At 70.3% G+C, this 17,745-nt stretch carries 20 protein-coding genes; 11 read left to right on the top strand and 9 right to left on the bottom strand.

What is annotated here, in order from left to right; genetic code table 11:
* Window positions 1-148 precede the first annotated feature (148 nt).
* Window positions 149-583, bottom strand: coding sequence for a DUF6196 family protein (locus ABZU91_RS30190; RefSeq protein ID WP_355247838.1), 435 nt, complete (start codon window positions 581-583; stop codon window positions 149-151).
* A 397-nt stretch (window positions 584-980) separates the two neighbouring features.
* On the opposite strand from ABZU91_RS30190, the gene ABZU91_RS30185 reads away from it, so the two are divergent.
* From ABZU91_RS30185 to ABZU91_RS30145, 9 genes are all read left to right on the top strand, one after another.
* A complete protein-coding gene (locus ABZU91_RS30185; RefSeq protein ID WP_355247835.1) occupies window positions 981-2,135 on the top strand; it encodes a S8/S53 family peptidase in 1,155 nt (384 codons plus the stop codon).
* Between the two features lie 4 nt (window positions 2,136-2,139).
* Complete coding sequence (locus ABZU91_RS30180) at window positions 2,140-2,742, top strand: sigma-70 family RNA polymerase sigma factor (protein WP_355247831.1); 603 nt, start codon at window positions 2,140-2,142, stop codon at window positions 2,740-2,742.
* Window positions 2,739-3,227: a hypothetical protein gene (locus tag ABZU91_RS30175; protein ID WP_355247829.1), complete on the top strand. Its 489-nt coding sequence runs from the start codon at window positions 2,739-2,741 to the stop codon at window positions 3,225-3,227. The genes ABZU91_RS30180 and ABZU91_RS30175 overlap by 4 nt, the downstream gene beginning before the upstream one ends.
* A gap of 1 nt (window position 3,228) precedes the next feature.
* The gene (locus tag ABZU91_RS30170) at window positions 3,229-5,760 is read left to right on the top strand and encodes a CHAT domain-containing protein (RefSeq protein WP_355247827.1); all 2,532 of its coding nucleotides are present in this window, start codon (window positions 3,229-3,231) and stop codon (window positions 5,758-5,760) included.
* A 65-nt stretch (window positions 5,761-5,825) separates the two neighbouring features.
* A complete protein-coding gene (locus tag ABZU91_RS30165) occupies window positions 5,826-6,782 on the top strand; it encodes a hypothetical protein (protein WP_355247824.1) in 957 nt (318 codons plus the stop codon).
* 91 nt (window positions 6,783-6,873) lie between these two features.
* On the top strand, window positions 6,874-7,104 hold the full coding sequence (locus tag ABZU91_RS30160; protein WP_355247822.1) for a hypothetical protein: 231 nt from the start codon (window positions 6,874-6,876) through the stop codon (window positions 7,102-7,104).
* Between the two features lie 90 nt (window positions 7,105-7,194).
* On the top strand, window positions 7,195-8,379 hold the full coding sequence (locus tag ABZU91_RS30155) for a radical SAM protein (protein ID WP_355247819.1): 1,185 nt from the start codon (window positions 7,195-7,197) through the stop codon (window positions 8,377-8,379).
* Window positions 8,380-8,421: 42 nt separating this feature from the next.
* Complete coding sequence (locus tag ABZU91_RS30150) at window positions 8,422-8,985, top strand: RICIN domain-containing protein (RefSeq protein WP_355247816.1); 564 nt, start codon at window positions 8,422-8,424, stop codon at window positions 8,983-8,985.
* Window positions 8,986-9,089: 104 nt separating this feature from the next.
* Window positions 9,090-10,097, top strand: a complete 1,008-nt coding sequence (locus ABZU91_RS30145; RefSeq protein ID WP_355247813.1) for an RNA polymerase subunit sigma-70 — start codon at window positions 9,090-9,092, stop codon at window positions 10,095-10,097.
* A gap of 27 nt (window positions 10,098-10,124) precedes the next feature.
* Here the strand turns inward: ABZU91_RS30145 and ABZU91_RS30140 are convergent, their stop codons facing one another.
* The 4 genes from ABZU91_RS30140 to ABZU91_RS30125 form a co-directional block, all read right to left on the bottom strand.
* Window positions 10,125-10,709: a dihydrofolate reductase family protein gene (locus ABZU91_RS30140; protein ID WP_355247810.1), complete on the bottom strand. Its 585-nt coding sequence runs from the start codon at window positions 10,707-10,709 to the stop codon at window positions 10,125-10,127.
* A 189-nt stretch (window positions 10,710-10,898) separates the two neighbouring features.
* Window positions 10,899-11,072: a hypothetical protein gene (locus ABZU91_RS30135; protein WP_355247807.1), complete on the bottom strand. Its 174-nt coding sequence runs from the start codon at window positions 11,070-11,072 to the stop codon at window positions 10,899-10,901.
* A gap of 309 nt (window positions 11,073-11,381) precedes the next feature.
* Window positions 11,382-11,600: a hypothetical protein gene (locus tag ABZU91_RS30130; protein WP_355247804.1), complete on the bottom strand. Its 219-nt coding sequence runs from the start codon at window positions 11,598-11,600 to the stop codon at window positions 11,382-11,384.
* An 82-nt stretch (window positions 11,601-11,682) separates the two neighbouring features.
* Window positions 11,683-11,895, bottom strand: a complete 213-nt coding sequence (locus ABZU91_RS30125) for a hypothetical protein (protein ID WP_355247801.1) — start codon at window positions 11,893-11,895, stop codon at window positions 11,683-11,685.
* 334 nt (window positions 11,896-12,229) lie between these two features.
* Between ABZU91_RS30125 and ABZU91_RS30120 the strand changes: the two genes are divergently transcribed.
* Window positions 12,230-13,465 (top strand): XRE family transcriptional regulator, encoded by a 1,236-nt coding sequence (locus tag ABZU91_RS30120; protein WP_355247871.1) that lies wholly within the window; start codon window positions 12,230-12,232, stop codon window positions 13,463-13,465.
* Window positions 13,466-13,468: 3 nt separating this feature from the next.
* On the opposite strand, the gene ABZU91_RS30115 is transcribed toward ABZU91_RS30120, so the two are convergent.
* Together ABZU91_RS30115 and ABZU91_RS30110 are read right to left on the bottom strand one after the other, a co-directional pair.
* Complete coding sequence (locus ABZU91_RS30115; protein ID WP_355247798.1) at window positions 13,469-14,077, bottom strand: NUDIX hydrolase; 609 nt, start codon at window positions 14,075-14,077, stop codon at window positions 13,469-13,471.
* Between the two features lie 76 nt (window positions 14,078-14,153).
* Entirely contained in the window at window positions 14,154-14,552 is a 399-nt protein-coding gene (locus ABZU91_RS30110) for a hypothetical protein (protein ID WP_355247795.1), read from the bottom strand.
* Window positions 14,553-15,012: 460 nt separating this feature from the next.
* Here ABZU91_RS30110 and ABZU91_RS30105 point away from each other — a divergent pair, with 460 nt between their 5' ends.
* A complete protein-coding gene (locus tag ABZU91_RS30105; RefSeq protein ID WP_355247792.1) occupies window positions 15,013-15,447 on the top strand; it encodes a hypothetical protein in 435 nt (144 codons plus the stop codon).
* A 213-nt stretch (window positions 15,448-15,660) separates the two neighbouring features.
* Here the strand turns inward: ABZU91_RS30105 and ABZU91_RS30100 are convergent, their stop codons facing one another.
* Both ABZU91_RS30100 and ABZU91_RS30095 read right to left on the bottom strand, forming a co-directional pair.
* The gene (locus ABZU91_RS30100) at window positions 15,661-16,518 is read right to left on the bottom strand and encodes a PIG-L family deacetylase (RefSeq protein ID WP_355247789.1); all 858 of its coding nucleotides are present in this window, start codon (window positions 16,516-16,518) and stop codon (window positions 15,661-15,663) included.
* On the bottom strand, window positions 16,515-17,741 hold the full coding sequence (locus ABZU91_RS30095; protein WP_355247787.1) for a glycosyltransferase family 4 protein: 1,227 nt from the start codon (window positions 17,739-17,741) through the stop codon (window positions 16,515-16,517). The genes ABZU91_RS30100 and ABZU91_RS30095 overlap by 4 nt, the downstream gene beginning before the upstream one ends.
* Window positions 17,742-17,745 lie beyond the last annotated feature (4 nt).

Below are 17,745 nucleotides of genomic sequence, written 5' to 3'. Positions count from 1 at the left end.
CCGAGCCGGAGACGGATGGGCGCAAGGTGGAACGAATTCGGCGCGCCCGGTGGCTGCGGTGTCGGAGGCACACTGTGGGCCTCGCCGCTGGACAGGGGGCCTCGCTCTCGACGAAGGTGCGTGCCCCCGTCAGTCGTGCCGTAAAGGTCTACCGACCGGCGCGCAGGTCACCAAGGACCTGCACAGCCTCGGCGCCGACCTGCGCCGGGCAGCCCCAGTAGTCGTAGATGCCACCGCGGTCGCTGTTGTGGCCGCAGATGACGAACACCCCCGTACCCAGCCGGTGTTTGAACTCGGTGGCCAGCCATCCGACGAACCCGCTGTTGTCCACGCCCGGCGGGAAGTGGAACGAGAAGACCGTGAAGCACTCGCCGTCGGTCGCGCCGCCGCTTGGCGCGAGCCAGGACCACCGGTCCTCGTCGCGCACGACGGCAAGCAGGTCGACCGTCAGGGCCGGTGGCTGAGTGAGCGGCGCCTCGTGAAACGACCACTCACCATCGAAGATGACCAGCTCCGCAGCCGCGATGACCTGCCGCAGCCGCAGCACGGTCTCGTCAGGGGACTCCTGGCTGATGCCGACCATGCGACGATCGTGCCCGATGATGCCGGCAGCCGCAGTCGCCCTCGACACACCGCTGCTGGCGAATCCTCCGGCGTCCTGCCCGCCCAGCGCCGCGAACGCGCCAGCGCTGCCCGATTCGAGGGCGTAGCCGCGGCGCGTGCGGCAACGTCTCGACCCGGGTTCCGTCGAGACGGGGCGTGCGACCCATCCACAGCAGGAGAGCGGACGGGCTCGTGAGATACACGTCGAATGGCTGTCGTCGATGCGACGACCGGGCCATTGGCGGCGGCAGCGGAACGTGCTCAACTGTGCTGGTGGCCCGCCGCCCCGCGCCGGGCGCAGGACGGACCTCAGTGCATCGGTCGTACTACCGGGAGGTCAGGTGTCCCGTTCCCCGTACCGTCCTGACGTCGTACTCGTGCCTGCGTGGGTGGCGGAGCGTCCGGAAACGGTCGAGCGCCTCAACGAGCTGCTGGCCGAGGCTGGTCTCGGCCAGCCGTTGTCCCCGCCGGTTGCCCCCGCACCGCCCGCCGTCGAACTGGTGGAGCTGCCCGTTGCGGGCGACCCGGTGGCCGTGGCTCGGGCCATCCGCCGGCTGGCCAGCCGATCCGACGTCGACGTGCCGGAGTGCCTCCCCGACTACGAGTGCGTTGCCGCCACGGTGGAGGACGACGCCCGACCGGAAAGCACTCTCTACCCGTACTTCCGGGCCAGCGGCTGCAAGAGCGGGCATGGCACCGTTGCGTGGCTTCCGGCACCCGACTACGTGATGCTGCCGAAGCCCCTACGGCGCCCGGCCAGCCAGTTACCGGGCGGACGGCCCGTGGTGGCGCTGCTCGACACCGGGGTACGGGAGCACGACTGGCTGGCGGAGACCGACGGCGAGCCGTACTGGGAGGAAGCGCAGGGATGGACGCCGCCGCGCACTCTTGCGGAGGTCGCCGGCCAGGAGAGCCGCGGCGAGGATGACGATCCGGACTTCGGTAGTCATTGGGGGCACGGCACCTTCCTCGCCGGACTGATCCGCCTCAAGGCGCCCGACGCGCGGATCCTCTCGTTGCGGGTGATGAGCGACGCGGGCCGGGTCAGCGACCTCAACGCGGCACACGCGCTGAACTGGCTGGCGGACCGGGTCGGCGACGGTCACCGCGTCGACGTCGTGCTGACCGCGTTCGGCCGCCCACTGGTCGGCCAGGACGAAGAGATGGAGCCGGTCCGCAAGGCGCTCAAACGCCTGGCGGACCATCGGGTTCCGGTGGTCGCCTCGGCCGGGAACGACGGTACGGACAACCCCGTCTATCCGGCTGCCTTCGCGGTCGACCCGACGCTCACGGTCGTCAGCGTCGGAGCCTGCGCGACGCCGACCGCCCGGGCGCCGTACAGCAACCACGGGGTGTGGGTGCGCCAGTGGCACGAGGGCACCAACGCGGTGAGCATCATGCCGTTGTCCACGGCACCGCTCGTCGAGCTGGGCGCGTACGCCTACTGGACCGGCACCTCGTTCGCGGCGGCCCGGTACGCGGGCCGGCTCGCCCAGAGGCTGGTGCCGGCACCCGTGCGACTGTTGGACTGACGACATGCCCAACGTGCCGGTGGACCGGGCAGGCGCGTCACTCGACCGCGCGGCCCGCCTCGCCGAACGCCTCGAGCAGGCCAGGGCTGGCGACCGGGATGCCCTCGACGAGGTGGTCCGGGACCTCAACCCGCTGCTGTGGCACGTCGCCCGGGCACAGGGCCTCGACGCCGAGGAGGCGGCCGACGTCGTCCAGACGACCTGGCTGGAGCTGGTACGCGGACTGCACACCATCCGATCCCCGAGCGCGCTCACCGCGTGGCTGGTGACCACCACCCGCCGGGAGTCCTGGCGGGTACGGGGGCTCGCACAGCGGCAGACGCCGCATGACGCGGCGAGGCTGGAGTCCTCGCCCGACCCGGAGCCCGGCCCGGCCGACCTGCTGCTGTCCGAGGAACGTGACCGGGCGCTGTGGCGGCACGTGGCGCGGCTGCCGCAGCGGTGCCGGGCGCTGCTGCGAATCGTCGCGCACGTCGACCGCCCCGACTACACGGCGGTGGCCGAGGCGTTGGGCATGCCGCGCGGCAGCATCGGGCCGACCCGCGGCCGGTGCCTGGCGAAGCTGCGGGAGATGCTGGCCGCCGACTCGACGTGGAGCCCGACATGACCACCCCGCACTCCTCCGACCAGCCGCTCGATGACCTGGACCAGGTGATTCTGGACCAGCTGGCCTCGGTGCTCGCCCAGCTCGACCCGCCGCCTCCCGACCTCGACGACCGGGTACGCCTTGTGCTGGCACTCGACGACGTCGACCGGGAGGTCGCTCGGCTGCGCGAAGAGCAGCTCGTCGGCGCGGTGCGGGGCACGGAACGGACCCGCACCCTGACGTTCGACGCGGAGAGTCGAACCGTGATGATCACGATCGTGGACCGGCCCGACGGCCTGGTCCGGATCGACGGCTGGCTCGCGCCCGGCGCCGCCGTACGGGTCGAACTGCGGTACCCCGCGCCCGACCCGCCCCAGACGGTGGAGTCCGACGCGTCCGGTCGGTTCGTGCTGGACGGCGTGCCACACGGCCTGGCGCAGGTGGTGGTGCACCCGGCACGCGGCGAGCACGCGCCCCAGGTGGTCACGCCGGCCCTCGCCCTGTGACATGGACCCGACCGCGCTGGCTCGCCGGGCCACCCGCTGGCACGCGGCCGGTCTGGCGTCCAGCGACGCCGGCCAGCCAGGGCGGGCCACCCGGGAACTGCGGGCGGGCCTGCGGCTGGCGAAGAGCCACCCGGCCCTGCGCGACATCCACGCCCGCCTGCTGATCAGTCTCGCCTGGGCCGAGTCCGAGCGAGGCCGGGTGGAGCTGGGCTTCCGGCTGCTGGACGAGGCCGAGACACTTGTGGCTCCCCCACAGCGGCCGATCCTGCTCGGCCAGCGGGCCCTGCTGCTCAAACGCAGCGGCCGCAACGAGGAGGCGCTGCGCCAGTACGACGAGTCCGTCGACCTGTTGAGTGACCTCACGCACCCGTCCGATCTGGTCAAGGCGCTCAACAATCGCAGCCTCGTGCACCTGGAGGCGGGCAACGTACGGCTCGCCCGGGCCGACCTGCTGCGCTGCGCCGAGGTCGCCGCCCGGCACGGGCTCGGCCTGCATGTGGCCATGGCGCGGACGAATCTGGGTTGTCTCGACGTGATCGCGGGTGACCTGCCCGCCGCGCTGCGGGCGTTCGCCCGCTCCGACGTCGACTACCGGGCGCTCGCGCCGGGCCGGCTCGCCAACCTGGCCGTGGAACGGGCTCGCGCGCTGGTCGCCGCAGGGCTGTACCGCGAGGCCGAGCGTCAACTCGCGAGCGCGGTGGAGCGGGCGACGCAGCAGCAGCTCGGACACACGTACGCGGATGCTCTCCAGGTTCGCGCGGAGGCGGCTCTGCTTGCCGGCGAGCCGGTCGCTGCCGCGCGGTGGGCCCGACACGCCCGTGCCGCGTTCCTCGGCCGTACGAACGTCCGCCGTGCCGCCCTGGCTGCCCTGCTCGAGCTTCGCGCCGACCAGGCAGTCGGCGAGGTCGACCAGGCGACGGTGGCCCGGCGCGCCGGGGTGCTGGCCGGCCGGTTGGCCCGGCTCGGGTTGCCCGAGGACGCCCGGGTCGCCGATATGGTCAAGGCCCGGGCGCTGGTGTCCGCCGAACGACCCCGCCGGGCGGCGGAGCTGATCGGGCGACAGACCGGACCGCGGCGGACCGATCGCCTTGACACGCGTCTGCTCTGGCACCTGGCCCGCGCGGAGGTGGCGGCCTCGGTCGGCCGGTCGGCCGAGGCCCGGCGGAGTCTGCTGGCCGGAATGACCGCTCTGCACCGGCACCGCGCCCGGTTCGGCTGCGCCGACCTGCAGACCGGGGCCGCGGTGCATGGCCGCGACCTGGCCCGAGCGGGGCTCACCGCGGCGCTGGCGGAGGGTTCCGCAAACGCCGTCTACCGGTGGTCCGAGCGGGTCCGGGCCCAGGCGCTGCTGCTGCCGCCGGTACGGCCACCCGACGACCCGGTGGCGGCCGAGGCACTGGAGGAGCTGCGCCAGCTACAACACCGCGTCCGGCAGGCCGAACTCGCGGGCCGCCCGACCGTGGCCTTCCACGGGCGAATGGAAGGGCTCCGGCGGATGATCCGGGAGCGCGCCTGGGCGACGCCGGGCCCCCGGGACGCGGCGCCGCCGACGCCGGCGCCGCTGAGCGCCGTGACGGCGGAGTTGGCCGGCGCGGCGCTCGTCGTGTACGTGGCCGCCGGGGACGTCCTGCGTGCACTGGTGGTCACCGACCGGGCGACCTCGGTGGTGGTGCTCGGCGATCGCGGCGCGGCGGAGGAGGCGGTACGACGGTTACGCGCCGACCTGGACGCGCAGGCGGGCCGGGCGATGCCCGCCCGGCTGGCGGCCGTGGTCCGCGACGCGACGCGTCGGAACGCCGACCGATTGGGCTCGATGGTGCTCGACCCGGTGCTTCCGCTGGTCGGCGACCGGGAGCTGGTGGTGGTCCCGACCGGGCTGTTGCTGACCACGCCCTGGCACGCCCTGCCAGCGTGCGCGTCCCGGTCGGTCACGGTGGCGCCGTCGGTCGCGGTCTGGCTGGCCGCCCGACGCCGCCTGAACGATGCCAGGCCCACCGTTGAGTCGTCGGCGGTGACGGTGGTGGCGGGACCGGGAATCCCCCGGGGTGAGGCGGAGGCCCGGGCCGTGGCGTCGCTGCACCGAGGTGCCGCGTTGCTCACCGGGCCGGAGGCGACCCCGGCGGCGGCACTCGCGGCGATGGCGGGCGTCGGCCTCGCCCATATCGCCGCGCATGGGCAGCACCAGATGGAGAACCCTCTGTTCTCCACGCTGGAGCTGGCCGGCGGTCCGCTGATGGGATATGACGTGCAGGAACTGCGGACCGCCCCGCGTACCGTCGTCCTGTCCAGCTGTGACCTGGGCCTGACCGATGTGCGGCACGGCGACGAGGCGCTCGGGATGCCGACGGCCCTGCTCGCCGCGGGCACCGCCACTGTCGTCGCGAGCGTCAGCCGGGTCGCCGACGAGGCGGCCATGGAGATCATGGCCGCCTACCATCGGGCGGTCGTCGCCGGCCGGCCGCCGGCAGCAGCACTGGCGGAGGCCGTACGCGGCAACCAGCCACCGAGCTTCGTCTGTTTCGGTGCCGGCTGAGCCGACAGCCTCAGAATCCTGCCGACAGCAGGTATCCAGGATGCCGCCCGGTCCCCCATCCAGGCATGACTGACCACAATGTGAGGAAGCTCCGACGCCGGGCGGCTCTCGCCGCCGGCATCACCGTGCTCGCCGTGGCGGCCGGTCTCCTGGTCGGGTGCCGCACGAACGGCGGCGCCACCAGCGGCGGCGCCCAGAACCGCCCGGGCACCGCCGACGGCCTCGCGAAGATCGCCGGAGGCGGCTGTCCGGCGGCCGGCACCCGGAGCGGCGGACTGCTCCCGAAGCTGGACGAGGGTAGCTACACCTCGGTCGAAAACCCCTGCCTGCCGTACGTCGACCTGGTGAGCGAGGTGACCCAACGGATCGTGCCCGGGCAACGGCCCCGGGTCGGCCAGTTCCTCAACAACCTCGGCCGTTTTGCCGACCGGCTCGGGCAGGTCGACGACGCCGTCCAGTGCGCCTACCAGACGGACCGGTTGGCGGTGCGGATCTACCAGAGCCGGCGCGACTCGTGGGCGATCGGCGTCGTAGCGGTCCTCCGTGGCCGCCTCGGCGCGGTCGCCGACACCGCCGCCTGCTTCCTGATCAAGCAGATCCCGCTCCTGGATCTGGCCACCCAGGGCATCGGACCGGACCAGGACAACCCGGCGTACTGCTTCGACACCAGCCACCAGAAACGCGATGGCGAGGACTACACCATCATGTGGATCGGCTCGTCGGCGCTCACCTGCCGGGGACTCCAGGACGGCCTGGTTCCCGGCGATGGCCGGCTCGTCGCGGTCAAGGCCCGACCCGACGTATCGCTCCGCGCCGGCCCTTCCACGGGCGACCGGGTGTTGCGGAAGGTGCCCGACGGCACGTTGGGCCGGGTGACCTGCTACCGCACCGGGCAAGCCGTCAAGGACGACGACGTATGGGCCCGGACGACAGTCCTCGGAGAGACCGGCTGGATCGCGGCGGCATACCTGGACAGCGCTCTGCCGATCCGTGGCACCGGGTTGTGCCCGGGCGGTGGATAGAACCCGACGGATCGGTATCTGCACCGGCCCTGCCGCCACGTATTGACAAGACCGGCGGAAAGTCGTTCCGCCGGAGAGGGGAGCAGGACAGATGTGCGGTATCCAGATCGGCGCCGAAGAGCTGGAGAACATCCTCGTCAACCGAGGGCCGGACGTCTCCGTTGAGGAGGCCGCCGCCTGCGGCGTCCAGATCGGGGCACCGGAGGTGAGCCGGGTTCTCGCCAATCGCAGTTCCGCACAGCTCACGGACGCCTCCTGCGGGATCCAGATCGGCGCGCCGGAGAACGCCACGCTGGAGGGCAACGCCAACCCGAACGCCTAGAGGGGCGCATCACCGCGGGGCCCGTCGGCGGCTACGACTGCCTACGGGTCCCGCTCACCCGACATCCGGCAGCACCGATGGAGGTAAATCATGATCGGCACCCGCCTGGACGACATCGACGCGCCGCGTCTGATCCGTAGCGAACACGGCTGGTGGTTCATCGGGAACCAGACCTGGACCCTGCTGCGGCCCGAGTGTGTGGGGCCCGACGGCACGATGGATGCCACCACCACTGGCTTCCTTCACCGTACGGGAGCGTTCCGGCCGCGTCTGCCGGCCTCGTTCTCGCTGACCGTGCTCACCACGACCACCTGCAACCTCGGTTGTGGTTACTGTTTCCAGAACACGGGGCTGGACGACACCGGCGGCGCACGGCCACCACGGATACGGCGGGCCTGGCTGGACACCGACACCGTCGAGCGCATCATCACATTTGCCCGCGACCGGATGCGTCGAGCTGAGCTGGATCGCCTCTACCTGCTGCTGTTCGGCGGTGAGCCGCTGCTCAACCCGCGCGGCTGCCTCAGCCTGCTGGACAGGGCCCGTGCGATCGGGCTCGACCAGTCCGCCATGACCACGAACGGTGTTCTGCTGAGCCCGCGACTGGCCCGCGAGCTGTACGAGGCAGGTCTGAACGGCGTGCAGGTGACGTTCGACGGCAGCCGGGCTGACCATGACCAGATCCGGGTCAAGCGGTCCGGGGCGCCCACCTTCGATGCCATCCTGCGCAACGTGGCCCGCGCGACTGAGGTGACCGGGCTGAACTGGAACCTGCGGGTGAACGTGTCGCACCACAATGTCGACCGGATCGCCAACCTCGTCGGGGAGCTGGCCGCCGACCTGAGCCCCGAGCGGTGCACGATCACGTTCGCCTGGGTGGGGGACGCGGGCTTCGGCTACCGCAACACCATGCGGCACATCGACGATGTGAGCGACGCGTTCGCGAGTTGGAGCATCGCGGCACTGGAAGCGGGCTTCCGGATGGTCCGACCCAGCATGAGAACCATCTGCCACATCTGCTCGGAGCCGGGTGGTCGGTACGGCGCCGTGGTCAACGCCGACGGTCACCTCTTCAGCTGCTGGCAGTCGGCCGGAAAGCCCGGCTTCGAGGTGGGCACCGTCGACGAGGGTTACCTGGACGTCACCAGTGTCCCGGAACGCTGGGTGCGCTGCGGTTACGAGTACGAACAACCGGATCTGACGCTGGCCGACACCTTCCAGGACCGGGTGGACGGCCGGTTGCTCGACTACCTCTACACCAGCGGCCGCCTGTGAGCGAGCGGCCACCCCCTTGTCGACAACGTGGAAGGAACGATCATGAATATCCTCAGCCGGACGTCCATGGTGCTCGCGGCGTGCGTCGGACTCGTAGCCGCCAGCCTGGGGGTCGCCTCGCCTGCCAGTGCCGCCACCGAATACTCATTCCGATCCCAGAGTTCCGCCACCGGTGAGCAGCCCTTCGGCAGCCTGTGTATCGACGTGTCGTACGCCAGCACCGCCAACGGCACGGCCATCAAGCAGTGGCCCTGCTACGACGGCCCGGCCCAGAAATGGACCGTGGTGTACGAGGGCAGGTGGGAAGGCGTCGTCTACTACCAGCTTGTCAGCTCTCTCTGGTCGGCGGACGGCCCCAAGTGCCTCGACCTGCCCTGGGGCAACCCGGCAGCCGGTCAGACGCTGCAACTGTGGGACTGCCTGGGGGTCGCCCGGCAACTCTGGTCGGTCACACAGATACCCGGTGTGAATGGATACGCGCTGCGCAACCTCCAGACCAAGCAGTGCGTCGATGTGCCCTGGGGCGACCCTGTCGCGGGCAACGCCGTGTGGCAGTGGACCTGCAACAACACCGCCGCTCAGCAGTGGGTCCTGAGCGCCTGGTAGACCGGCCACCGCGAAAGGCGCGTCGCGCGGTGCACCGATCAGAAACCCGCCGCCCCGTCGTCGGTTCTGGTGGCCCCCTCGCACCGATGGAAGGATCCATGACCATGACCGACGCCAGACCGCGGCGTGCCGACGAGGCCACGTTCATCGAAGCGGCCCGCTCCGACGACGCGGAACGGCTCGCACAGTTGACGGAGCGTCACCGCCGGGAGTTGCAGGTGCACTGCTACCGGATGCTCGCGAACTACGAGGACGCCCAGGACATGACGCAGGAGACGTTCCTGCGGGCGTGGAACAAACGAGAGTCGTTCAGGGGCAATGCGTCCCTGCGGACCTGGCTGTACCGGATCGCGACGAATGCCTGCCTCGACTTCCTGGAGAAGCGCAACGACCGCACACCCGTGACTGCCGAACTGCCGGGCCCGGGCTCGGAAGTGCGTTACCTGCAGCCCTACCCGGACCAGATGCTCCCGATGGACCCGCAGGATTCGGTGGTGGCGCGGGAGACGATAGAGCTGGCCTTCATCGTCGCCGTCCAGCACCTGCCGCCGCGGCAACGGGCGGTGTTCATCCTGCGCGACGTGGTCGGCTGGCCAGCGTCGAGGGCCGCGGAGGCCCTCGAGCTGACCGTCGCATCGGTGACCAGCGCACTGCAGCGGGCGCGCGTGACGATGCGCGAGCAGCTACCCGACCGCCGTCTCGACTGGCGGAGCGCCGCAACGCACGAGCTGTCGAACGACGAGCGCGCCGTGGTGAAGGCGTACATCGATGCCCACGAGCGCAACGACCTCGACGGCCTGATGGCCCTGCTCCGCGACGATCTGCGGTTCACGATGCTTCCGACGCCGGGCACCTTGATCGTCACGGCGAGGAACGCGGTGGACGGCTGGGTCTCCAACGGGCTCTTCCAGCGCGGCTACGACGACTGGCGCTGTACCACCACGACGGTCAACCGGATGCCGACCGCCGCGCTGTACCTCCGCACCCCCGACAACCCGACGTACCGGCTGTTCAACATCGCGGTCCTGGGCATCGTCGACGGGAGGATCGCCGAGCTCACCGGATTCGGCGCCGCCGACAAACCATGGCTGAACCTGCCCCCGACGCTGTGAGCACGACTCGCAGCAACGGGCTCGTGTTCATCGTCTTGTCTCGTATCGGGCCAGCACTATGCCGCCGGGAAAGGTCCGCGTCTCGATGAGCTTCAGGTTCACCCAGGTGTCCATCGCGGTAAAGAACGGCGTGCCTCCGCCCACCAGGACCGGGTAGGTGACCAGGGCGTATTCGTCGATCAGCCCGGCCCGCATGGCCGCCCCGGCAAGCGTCGCGCCGACGATGTCCATCGGGCCGCCGTCCTCGGCCTTGAGCCGGGTGATCTCGGTGACCGCGTCGCCGGTGACCAGGCGGGTGTTCCAGTCGACCGTCTTGATCGTCGAGGAGAACACCACCTTCGGCATGTCCCGCCAGCGGCGGGCGAACTCGATCTCTGTCGGTGTGGCACCGGGCTGCTGGTCAGCGGTCGGCCAGTGAGAACTCATCGTCTGCCACAGCTTGCGCCCGTACAACGCCAGGTCAGTCGCCCCAACCCGGGCGGACCACCACTGGAACAACTCGCCGCTCGACGACGAGTCCGGCCCCTCACCCGCACTCCAGCCGAGGTCATCGCCCGGCGCGGCGATGTAGCCGTCCAGGGTCACATTCATCCCGAAGATCAGTTTCCGCATTGTGCCAGCCTTCCGTGGGTTGATCTCACACGTACAGACGGGCACGGCGCGGAAACCTAATCGGTCGAAGCCCACGAGCCGTAGCCGGCGGCGTCGACGGATCTCCGGTGGGCGGCACGCCGACGTCTTGACCGCCGTCAGCGCCGACATCCTCGGTCGAGCCGGTGTCGCGCTCGACCGAGGATGGCTCTATGCCGGCTCGCGCACGCCGCCGGCGTTGCCACCGTCGTCGGGCATCGGTTCGGCCGGGGCTTCGGGCAATTCGTCCGACGCGCCAGGCAGAAGGACGCTCGCGTCGTCGGGCACCGGTTCACGTGGGTCGATGGGCGGATACTGTTCGGGGTCGAGATCCGGTTCAGTCATCAGGCGAGTATCCGTCGTCCTCCGCACTGCCGCTCGTCGGGCCCGCGAGCCGGACGGCCTCACCCTCGCCGCGATCTGCTTCGTCATCACCTGGTTCGTGTACCTGCGCCCGTCGCCCCGTCGACTTCAGGGCGTCTGACCGCGATGACCGCGGCCACGGCGCAGGCTGGCCGACATACGTGGGCGCCGCCGGACGCACGGGGGGACGCACGCTCCTGTTTTGGGCCATAGTGAGGCCCAAAGGCTGGGTATCGGCAGCGGTCAGCCCGTCGCTGTGCTGGAACTTCTCGTCGCCGGACCGCAGGATGCTCACCGAAGCCAGCCGAGGAAGCGTTTGTGCAGCGCAGCCGCCTCCACCCAGGTCAGGTCCTGGGTGGCCCGGGTCAGCTGAGCGCCCAGGTAGAGAGCCAGGGAGATCGGAGCGTCGTCGAACTCGGCGCGTAGCTCGCGCTGCCGCGCCCGGCAGGGCCAGGGCGCATCGCAGCCGCTGCAGCTCCAGATCGGCAGCACCGGGTCGTGCGTGGTCATGCGCGGCCTCCGAGCAGCGCCGCCACAAGGGACCGCGCCCGCCGACTGGTCCCCGAGGCCACCTGCCAGCATGGGTACGTGGTCACGGTCGCTGCCCTGCGACGGTGGCGGCCAAGACGTCGACGCTGACCAGCACCTCGAAGCACCATGGGACGGCGCAGTCCGCCGTGAACCAACTGCAGTCCGGGCCGTGGCCGTACACCCACGCGAACCGCGGGTCGTGGGACTCGTGGACCTTGACGATGACGATGTCGTGGCGGGTCTGGCCCTCGATACCGGGGCTGGGCTGCCACATCGAAGGACATGCGCCGACCGTCCCGCCCGGCGGCGCGCCGCTCCATGGCCAGCGGTCATGTCACGGTGACATGGGACGGCTCGACCAGCGTGTAGAGCCGCCATACGCTGTCGATCTGAACACCTTGAGTAGTCGGAACGCGACGCTGAGGGCTGCCGCGCTGCTCGATCCACTGCGAATACCGGAAGACGCGTGGTCGCACGGCGAGGTGCTCAAAGCCCTGGCCGCCCGCGACATCGGCGGGTTGTTCCGCTGGATCACGTGTCTCACCGGGGCGAGTCAGAGCCGGATCGGGGCCGCCGTCGGGCTGGAACAGGGCTACGTCAGCCGGATCATGGCCGGACGCAAGGTCACCTCGATCGACGTCCTGGAACGGATCGCCGACGGCTGCCGGATGCCCGACCAGGCGCGGACCACGATGGGCCTGGCACCCCGACAGGCCGTCGCACCCACCGACCCCAACCGACGCTTCCCGAGCGACCCGCCGGCCGTCCGGATCTGGCAGGAGGATGTGCATAGTGCCGCAGAGCTTTGGCGTGGTGACGTGAACCGCCGAGACGTACTCCTGCAGGTGGCTTTCAGTTCCGCCGGCTACACCCTGCCGGCGCTGCGCTGGTTCACCGCCCCCGACCCGGCCCCGGTCACCCAACCCGGCCGCAGGACGGTCGGTCAACCGGAGATTGACACCATCCGCGCGATGACCGCGACCTACCGCGGGCTGGACAACCAGTACGGCGGTGGGCACGCGCGTGACACCGTGGCCCGCTACCTCCATCAGGAGGTGACCCCTCTGCTCACCGAAGGCCGTTACGACCACCCGACCGGTCAACGGCTGCTCGGTGCCGCTGCCGAACTGGCCCAACTCGCCGGATGGCAGGCTTACGACACCGCCGAACACGGCATCGCCCAGCGGTACCTGACCCTCGCCCTGAACTTCGCCCACGCCGCCGGAGACGCCGGCCTCGGTGCGGAGATCCTCGCCGCGATGAGTCACCAGGCAACCTACCTCGGCCACACCGCCACCGGCCTCGACCTCGCCCGCGCCGCTGGCCGGACGGCCCGACGCGCCGGGATCCCCGTCCTTACCGCCGAGGCCCACGTCACGGAAGCCCACGCCCTTGCCAAGGCCAACGACGAACGGGCGTGCGCCTCCGCCCTGCACCAGGCGGAGCAAGCCCTAGACCGGGCCGACCGCAGCAGCGACCCGCAATGGCTCAGCTATTTCGACGAGGCGTACCTGTCGGCCAAGTTCGGCCACTGCTTCCACGCCCTCGGCCGCAACACCCACGCCGAGCGCTTCGCCGCCCGATCGCTGCGCATGGACAACCGATACGTCCGAGGCAAGGCCTTCAACCTCGCCCTACTCGCCAGCGTCCACGCCCAACAGAGCCAACCCGACCGGGCCTGTGCCATCGGCGCGGAAGCCCTGACCCTGGCCGCCCAGCTACGTTCTGCCAGAGCCGTCCGCTACCTCCGCGACCTGCAAACCCAACTTGCCCCATACCGGCGACTACCCGCCGTCCGGCACTTCACCGGCCGCATCGACGCCACCCTAGGCCGGCGGCGCTGACCCCTACAGCTCTCCCCTGGCCTTACGCGCGATCAGCTCCAGCACCGCGATCACCGTGCCGGCACCGACGATCTCGCCTCGAGACACCAGCTCGTACGCCTCGTCGAGCGGAATCCAGGCGACCTGCTCGGCCTCGTTCACGTCCACGGGCGCGTCGATGTGCTCAGCCTGCCGGGCCAGGAACAGCAGGTTCTCGGCGTCGGCAGTGCCGACCCAGGGTTGGAAGGACAACAGCGGCTCGACCTCATGGGGCCGCCAGCCGGTCTCCTCCTCAACCTCCCGCACCGCACACCGCGCCGGGTGCTCCTCGTCGTCGACGTAGCCACCGGGCAACTCCCACACCCACCGGTCGAACACGAACCGGTGGCGCCGCATCAACAACAGGCGCTCCCGATCATCGAGTACGGCCACCATGGCCGACCGGGGAGCCCGGATCACGTACTGCTCGAAACGAACCCCGTCCGGCAACTCCACCTCGGCAATGCTCAGCCGCGCCCGGCGGGAGTCGTCGACCACTCGCTCGCCGTGCACGGTCCACCGGGTCAACTCCGTCGCCTGATCCTGCTCATCCACCCCGCCAGTATCCGCGCCGAACCTCGCCACGCTTCGCATGCCGGTGAGGCAAAGAGCCGTACGTCGCCAACCGTCTAGCGATGCCCACCCTGCACCCTTTTCGCGAGGTAGCTGGTCACGCATTGCCAGCAAACTGCCCAGCAACGCTAATCGCTGTGGCCGCGATCGCCGAAAGCATCCCCACGATCGCGCCTAGGGTCGTCAGTCCTTCCCTGGGTGACGCCCAGAGCCCGCGGTTCATTTGACGCCAGGCGTTCGGGACGACGGTCATCCTGAGCTTCTGCCACTTGTGCTGCCGCTTGCTGCATCCGAGCAGGAGGCCAGCCGAGTTGTTCCGGCAGAGGGTCCCGTCCCGGTTGACAGCACAGCACCACACAGGCGCTTGGAACAGGAAGAATCCGGTCACCAGTATGGACAGCACGAGCAGCGCCAGCGGCCCCACAGCGCGAGTCCACCAGGCCGTAACGAGGATGATGAACGCCAGATAGCCCCAGTACCGTCCCAGATCCTTCATGGTGATCGAAAGTAGCGGACCACAGGCGCACGGTAACTGCCATCTGTCCGGCACCCGACTCGCAGCCTGCCGGCCACCGTCTGGCGCTAGGACCGTCGCCGAGTGGTGGGCTAACCGGGGTTAAGGCCGCCTACCCTTTACCTGATCTGCGCAAACGTAAGCCATCGACCGCTGGCACTAAGCGCTAGCCTGTTCCGATGCTGGTTCCGGTCCAGCCAGCGCTGACCCCACGCTTGTAAGTTCTGTGCGCTTCGTCCGGGCAGGTCCCCGCAGATAGACGTACAGAAAATTCTCCCACACCGGCACGTAGCCGGCCGCCTCACCTCATCCGGCAGCATCACGGCGGGTTGACGTGTTGGTACTCGTGATCGGACGGCGTCGGCGCCACAGCCGGTTACTCATCACGACGCCCGTCGGCGGCATGATCGGATGCCTCAGCTCATCCACTACCGTCCGGACTGTGGCAGCCAGAGCAGCGGGAGCGTTTCGTCGAACACCGATCGAGCGGTCTGACCAGCGGGTCGCATGGGACCGGACAGACCAAGCCTTCTTCGCTGCCGGAGCCTGCCACATCCTCGCCTGGGCCTGCCAGGAATGCTATCCAGACAGATCGATCGATATAGTCGCGGTGCGCCTCACGGGCGAGCGCCAGGTTTTCCACACCTACGCGGCCTGGAACGGTTGGGCGTTCGACCACTCGGGCTGGAATCGCGAGCCGCAACTGTTGGCGGTCAACGCAGACTTCGAAGGGCAACCGCTGCAGCGCCTCAAGGTCACAATCGGTCTTGCTGAGTTCTGCCGGAAGTACCACCACCGCATGCCGAACCAGTACTGGCATGACCCGCGCCCCCGTGCCCACGACTACATCGGCAGATACATCCCACCCTGGGCATAGCCCTTGTAGCACTTACGCCGGCAAGGCACATTCACCGAGAGGTGCTGCCGTTTGCGCCTTCGATCAGCGATAGACCCGCGCGCCGGTGGGGAGCATTGCGCTGATGCTGCGGCAACGTTGAATAGTCCGCGCGTAAATGTTGCCGACCTGCTCGGTCGAGCTGCGGCCGTGGTCCCAGCTGGTGCCGTCAACCAAGCTGCGCTGCTGGTACTGCTAGGCGCTCCGGCCTGGGATCTCGGGGACGACCAGGGCAGGTGACACCGCGCCGATCAACCGGAGACTCTCCGGCCTCCCGCGTAACGCCTCGACCGCGCCCGGCAGGCCCAACCTGGCAGCCTCCTCTGCGGCGAGGTTGCGCAGCAGAGGAGCCACCCCGATCTGGCCGAACTGGAACCCGAGTTGGCTGTGATAGCTGGCGGCGGCCGTCACCCTCCTGGCCAGGTGATCGCTGATGTCGGCGCCCGCCTCGACGCCGTCGGGCACGCCGCGCCACGGTGACGCCGCTGGTTGCCGGCTGACGTACGGCACATCGCGCCACCACAGGCCGTCCGGCCTGAGCGCGGCGACCGTCTCGCTGACGATGCGATGGTCGGCGTGGTCGCCGAGGGCCTGCGGCGCGAAGATCAGGTCGGCGTCCGCCAGGTGCGGACGCAGCGCTGGTACGAGGGCAGCCGCCACCCGGTCATCACCTCGGACACCCGCGAAGAGCGCGGCGGGGTCGGGATAACCGCGGTGTGGCGCCTCGGGCAGTGGCAGGTGTACCGGCTGCACCCCGAGTACCGCACAGGCTGCTTCGTCCTCCGCCCGGCGCAGCGCCATGTAGTCGACGTCGGCCGCGATCCCCTTGTCGAGCTGACAGGCCAGGGCGAACGGTGACGGGTCTGGCACGCTGGCGGTGAAGCAGGTGACCACCCGCACCGTCCAACCCGCCGCGGCCAGCGCCGCGAGGGTGCCGCCGACGGAGAACACCGCGTCGTCCAGGTGCGGGCTGACCGCCACCGCGACCCCGGGACCCGTCGTTACCGGTGGCCCGTCGTCCGGAACGGCGGAGGGTTGTCGACTCGCGCTCACAGCAGGTGGGGTGCCGCGCGGAAGCGACAGGTCGAGTCGACCGGCGGGTCGGGTATCTCCGGTACGGACGCGGCCAGCCCGTCGTAGACGGCGGTGATCCGACCAGCGATCACCGGCCAACTCCACTGCTGCTCGACGTCACTTCGGGCCTGCCCGGCGAGCCGACGGCGCAGCGCCGCGTCGTCGAGCAGGCGGCGGACGGCGCCCGCCAGTGCCGCCGGATCACCGGCCGGCACCAGCAGACCGTTCTCCTCCGGGCGCACGCAGTCGCGCACGCCGACCACGTCGGTGGAGATGACCGGCAGGCCGCTGGCCATCGCCTCCAGGATGGTGTTGGAGAAACCCTCCGCGTAGGTGGGGCTGACGAAGATCTCTCCCCGCGCGTACACCTCATGGGCCCGCTCGTACGGCACCGCACCGAGCAGTTCGACGGTCTCGAGGAGGCCCAACTCCGTGATCCGGGTCTCGACAGCGCCCAGGTCCGGGCCGATACCCGAGAGCAGCAGACGCACCGGAACCGCCTCCGCGCGAAGCTTGGCGACCGCGTCGAGCAGGTCGAGCACGCCCTTCCGCGCGTCGACCCGACCGTGGTAGAGCAGCACCGCCGGGTCGGAGACCCGACCGGGAGACGCGACCGGCACGAATCGTTCGGTGTCGGTCGCGCCGGGAACGACGGTGAAACGGGTCGGGTCGAGCTCGTGCCGCTGGCTGACCTCGGCGGCGAACGACGGTGATCCGATCAGCAATGCCGGCGCGTGGGCGAAGACCGCCCGCACCAGGTGACCGTGGGTGGTACAGCAGGTGCCGACCCAGTGGCCGTCGCCGCCCTGCACGGAGACCACGGCGGGTAGCCCGGCCGCCCGTGCCGCACGGAGCACCGCAAGCCCGTTGGGGTACGCGTACTGCGCGTGCAGCACATCGAAGGGTCGGCGGGCGTGCAGCCGCAGCACGGTGTCGGTCATCTCCGCGACGTCGGCCTCGAAGTCCGCCGGCTCGCCCCGACCCACCGCCTGTTCCCCGCGCGCCTCCAGAGCGTGCACCTCGACGCCGGCGGGCACCCGGTCCGACGGAGGTGGGCCTCCGCCGTACACGGCGCGACCCGCGGCGTCGCCTCGGTACTGAGACACCAGGGTGGGCTCGTGACCGGCACGGACCAGGTGCGCCAGCAGGTTCTCGGCGTACGCGCTCATCCCGGAGACCGCCGGCCAGTACCGTCGCGACACGAAG

Origin of the sequence: Micromonospora sp. NPDC005174, assembly GCF_040608495.1 — a bacterium.
Classification (GTDB): Bacteria; Actinomycetota; Actinomycetes; order Mycobacteriales; family Micromonosporaceae; genus Micromonospora.
This window is presented reverse-complemented; position numbering and strand designations above follow the sequence as displayed.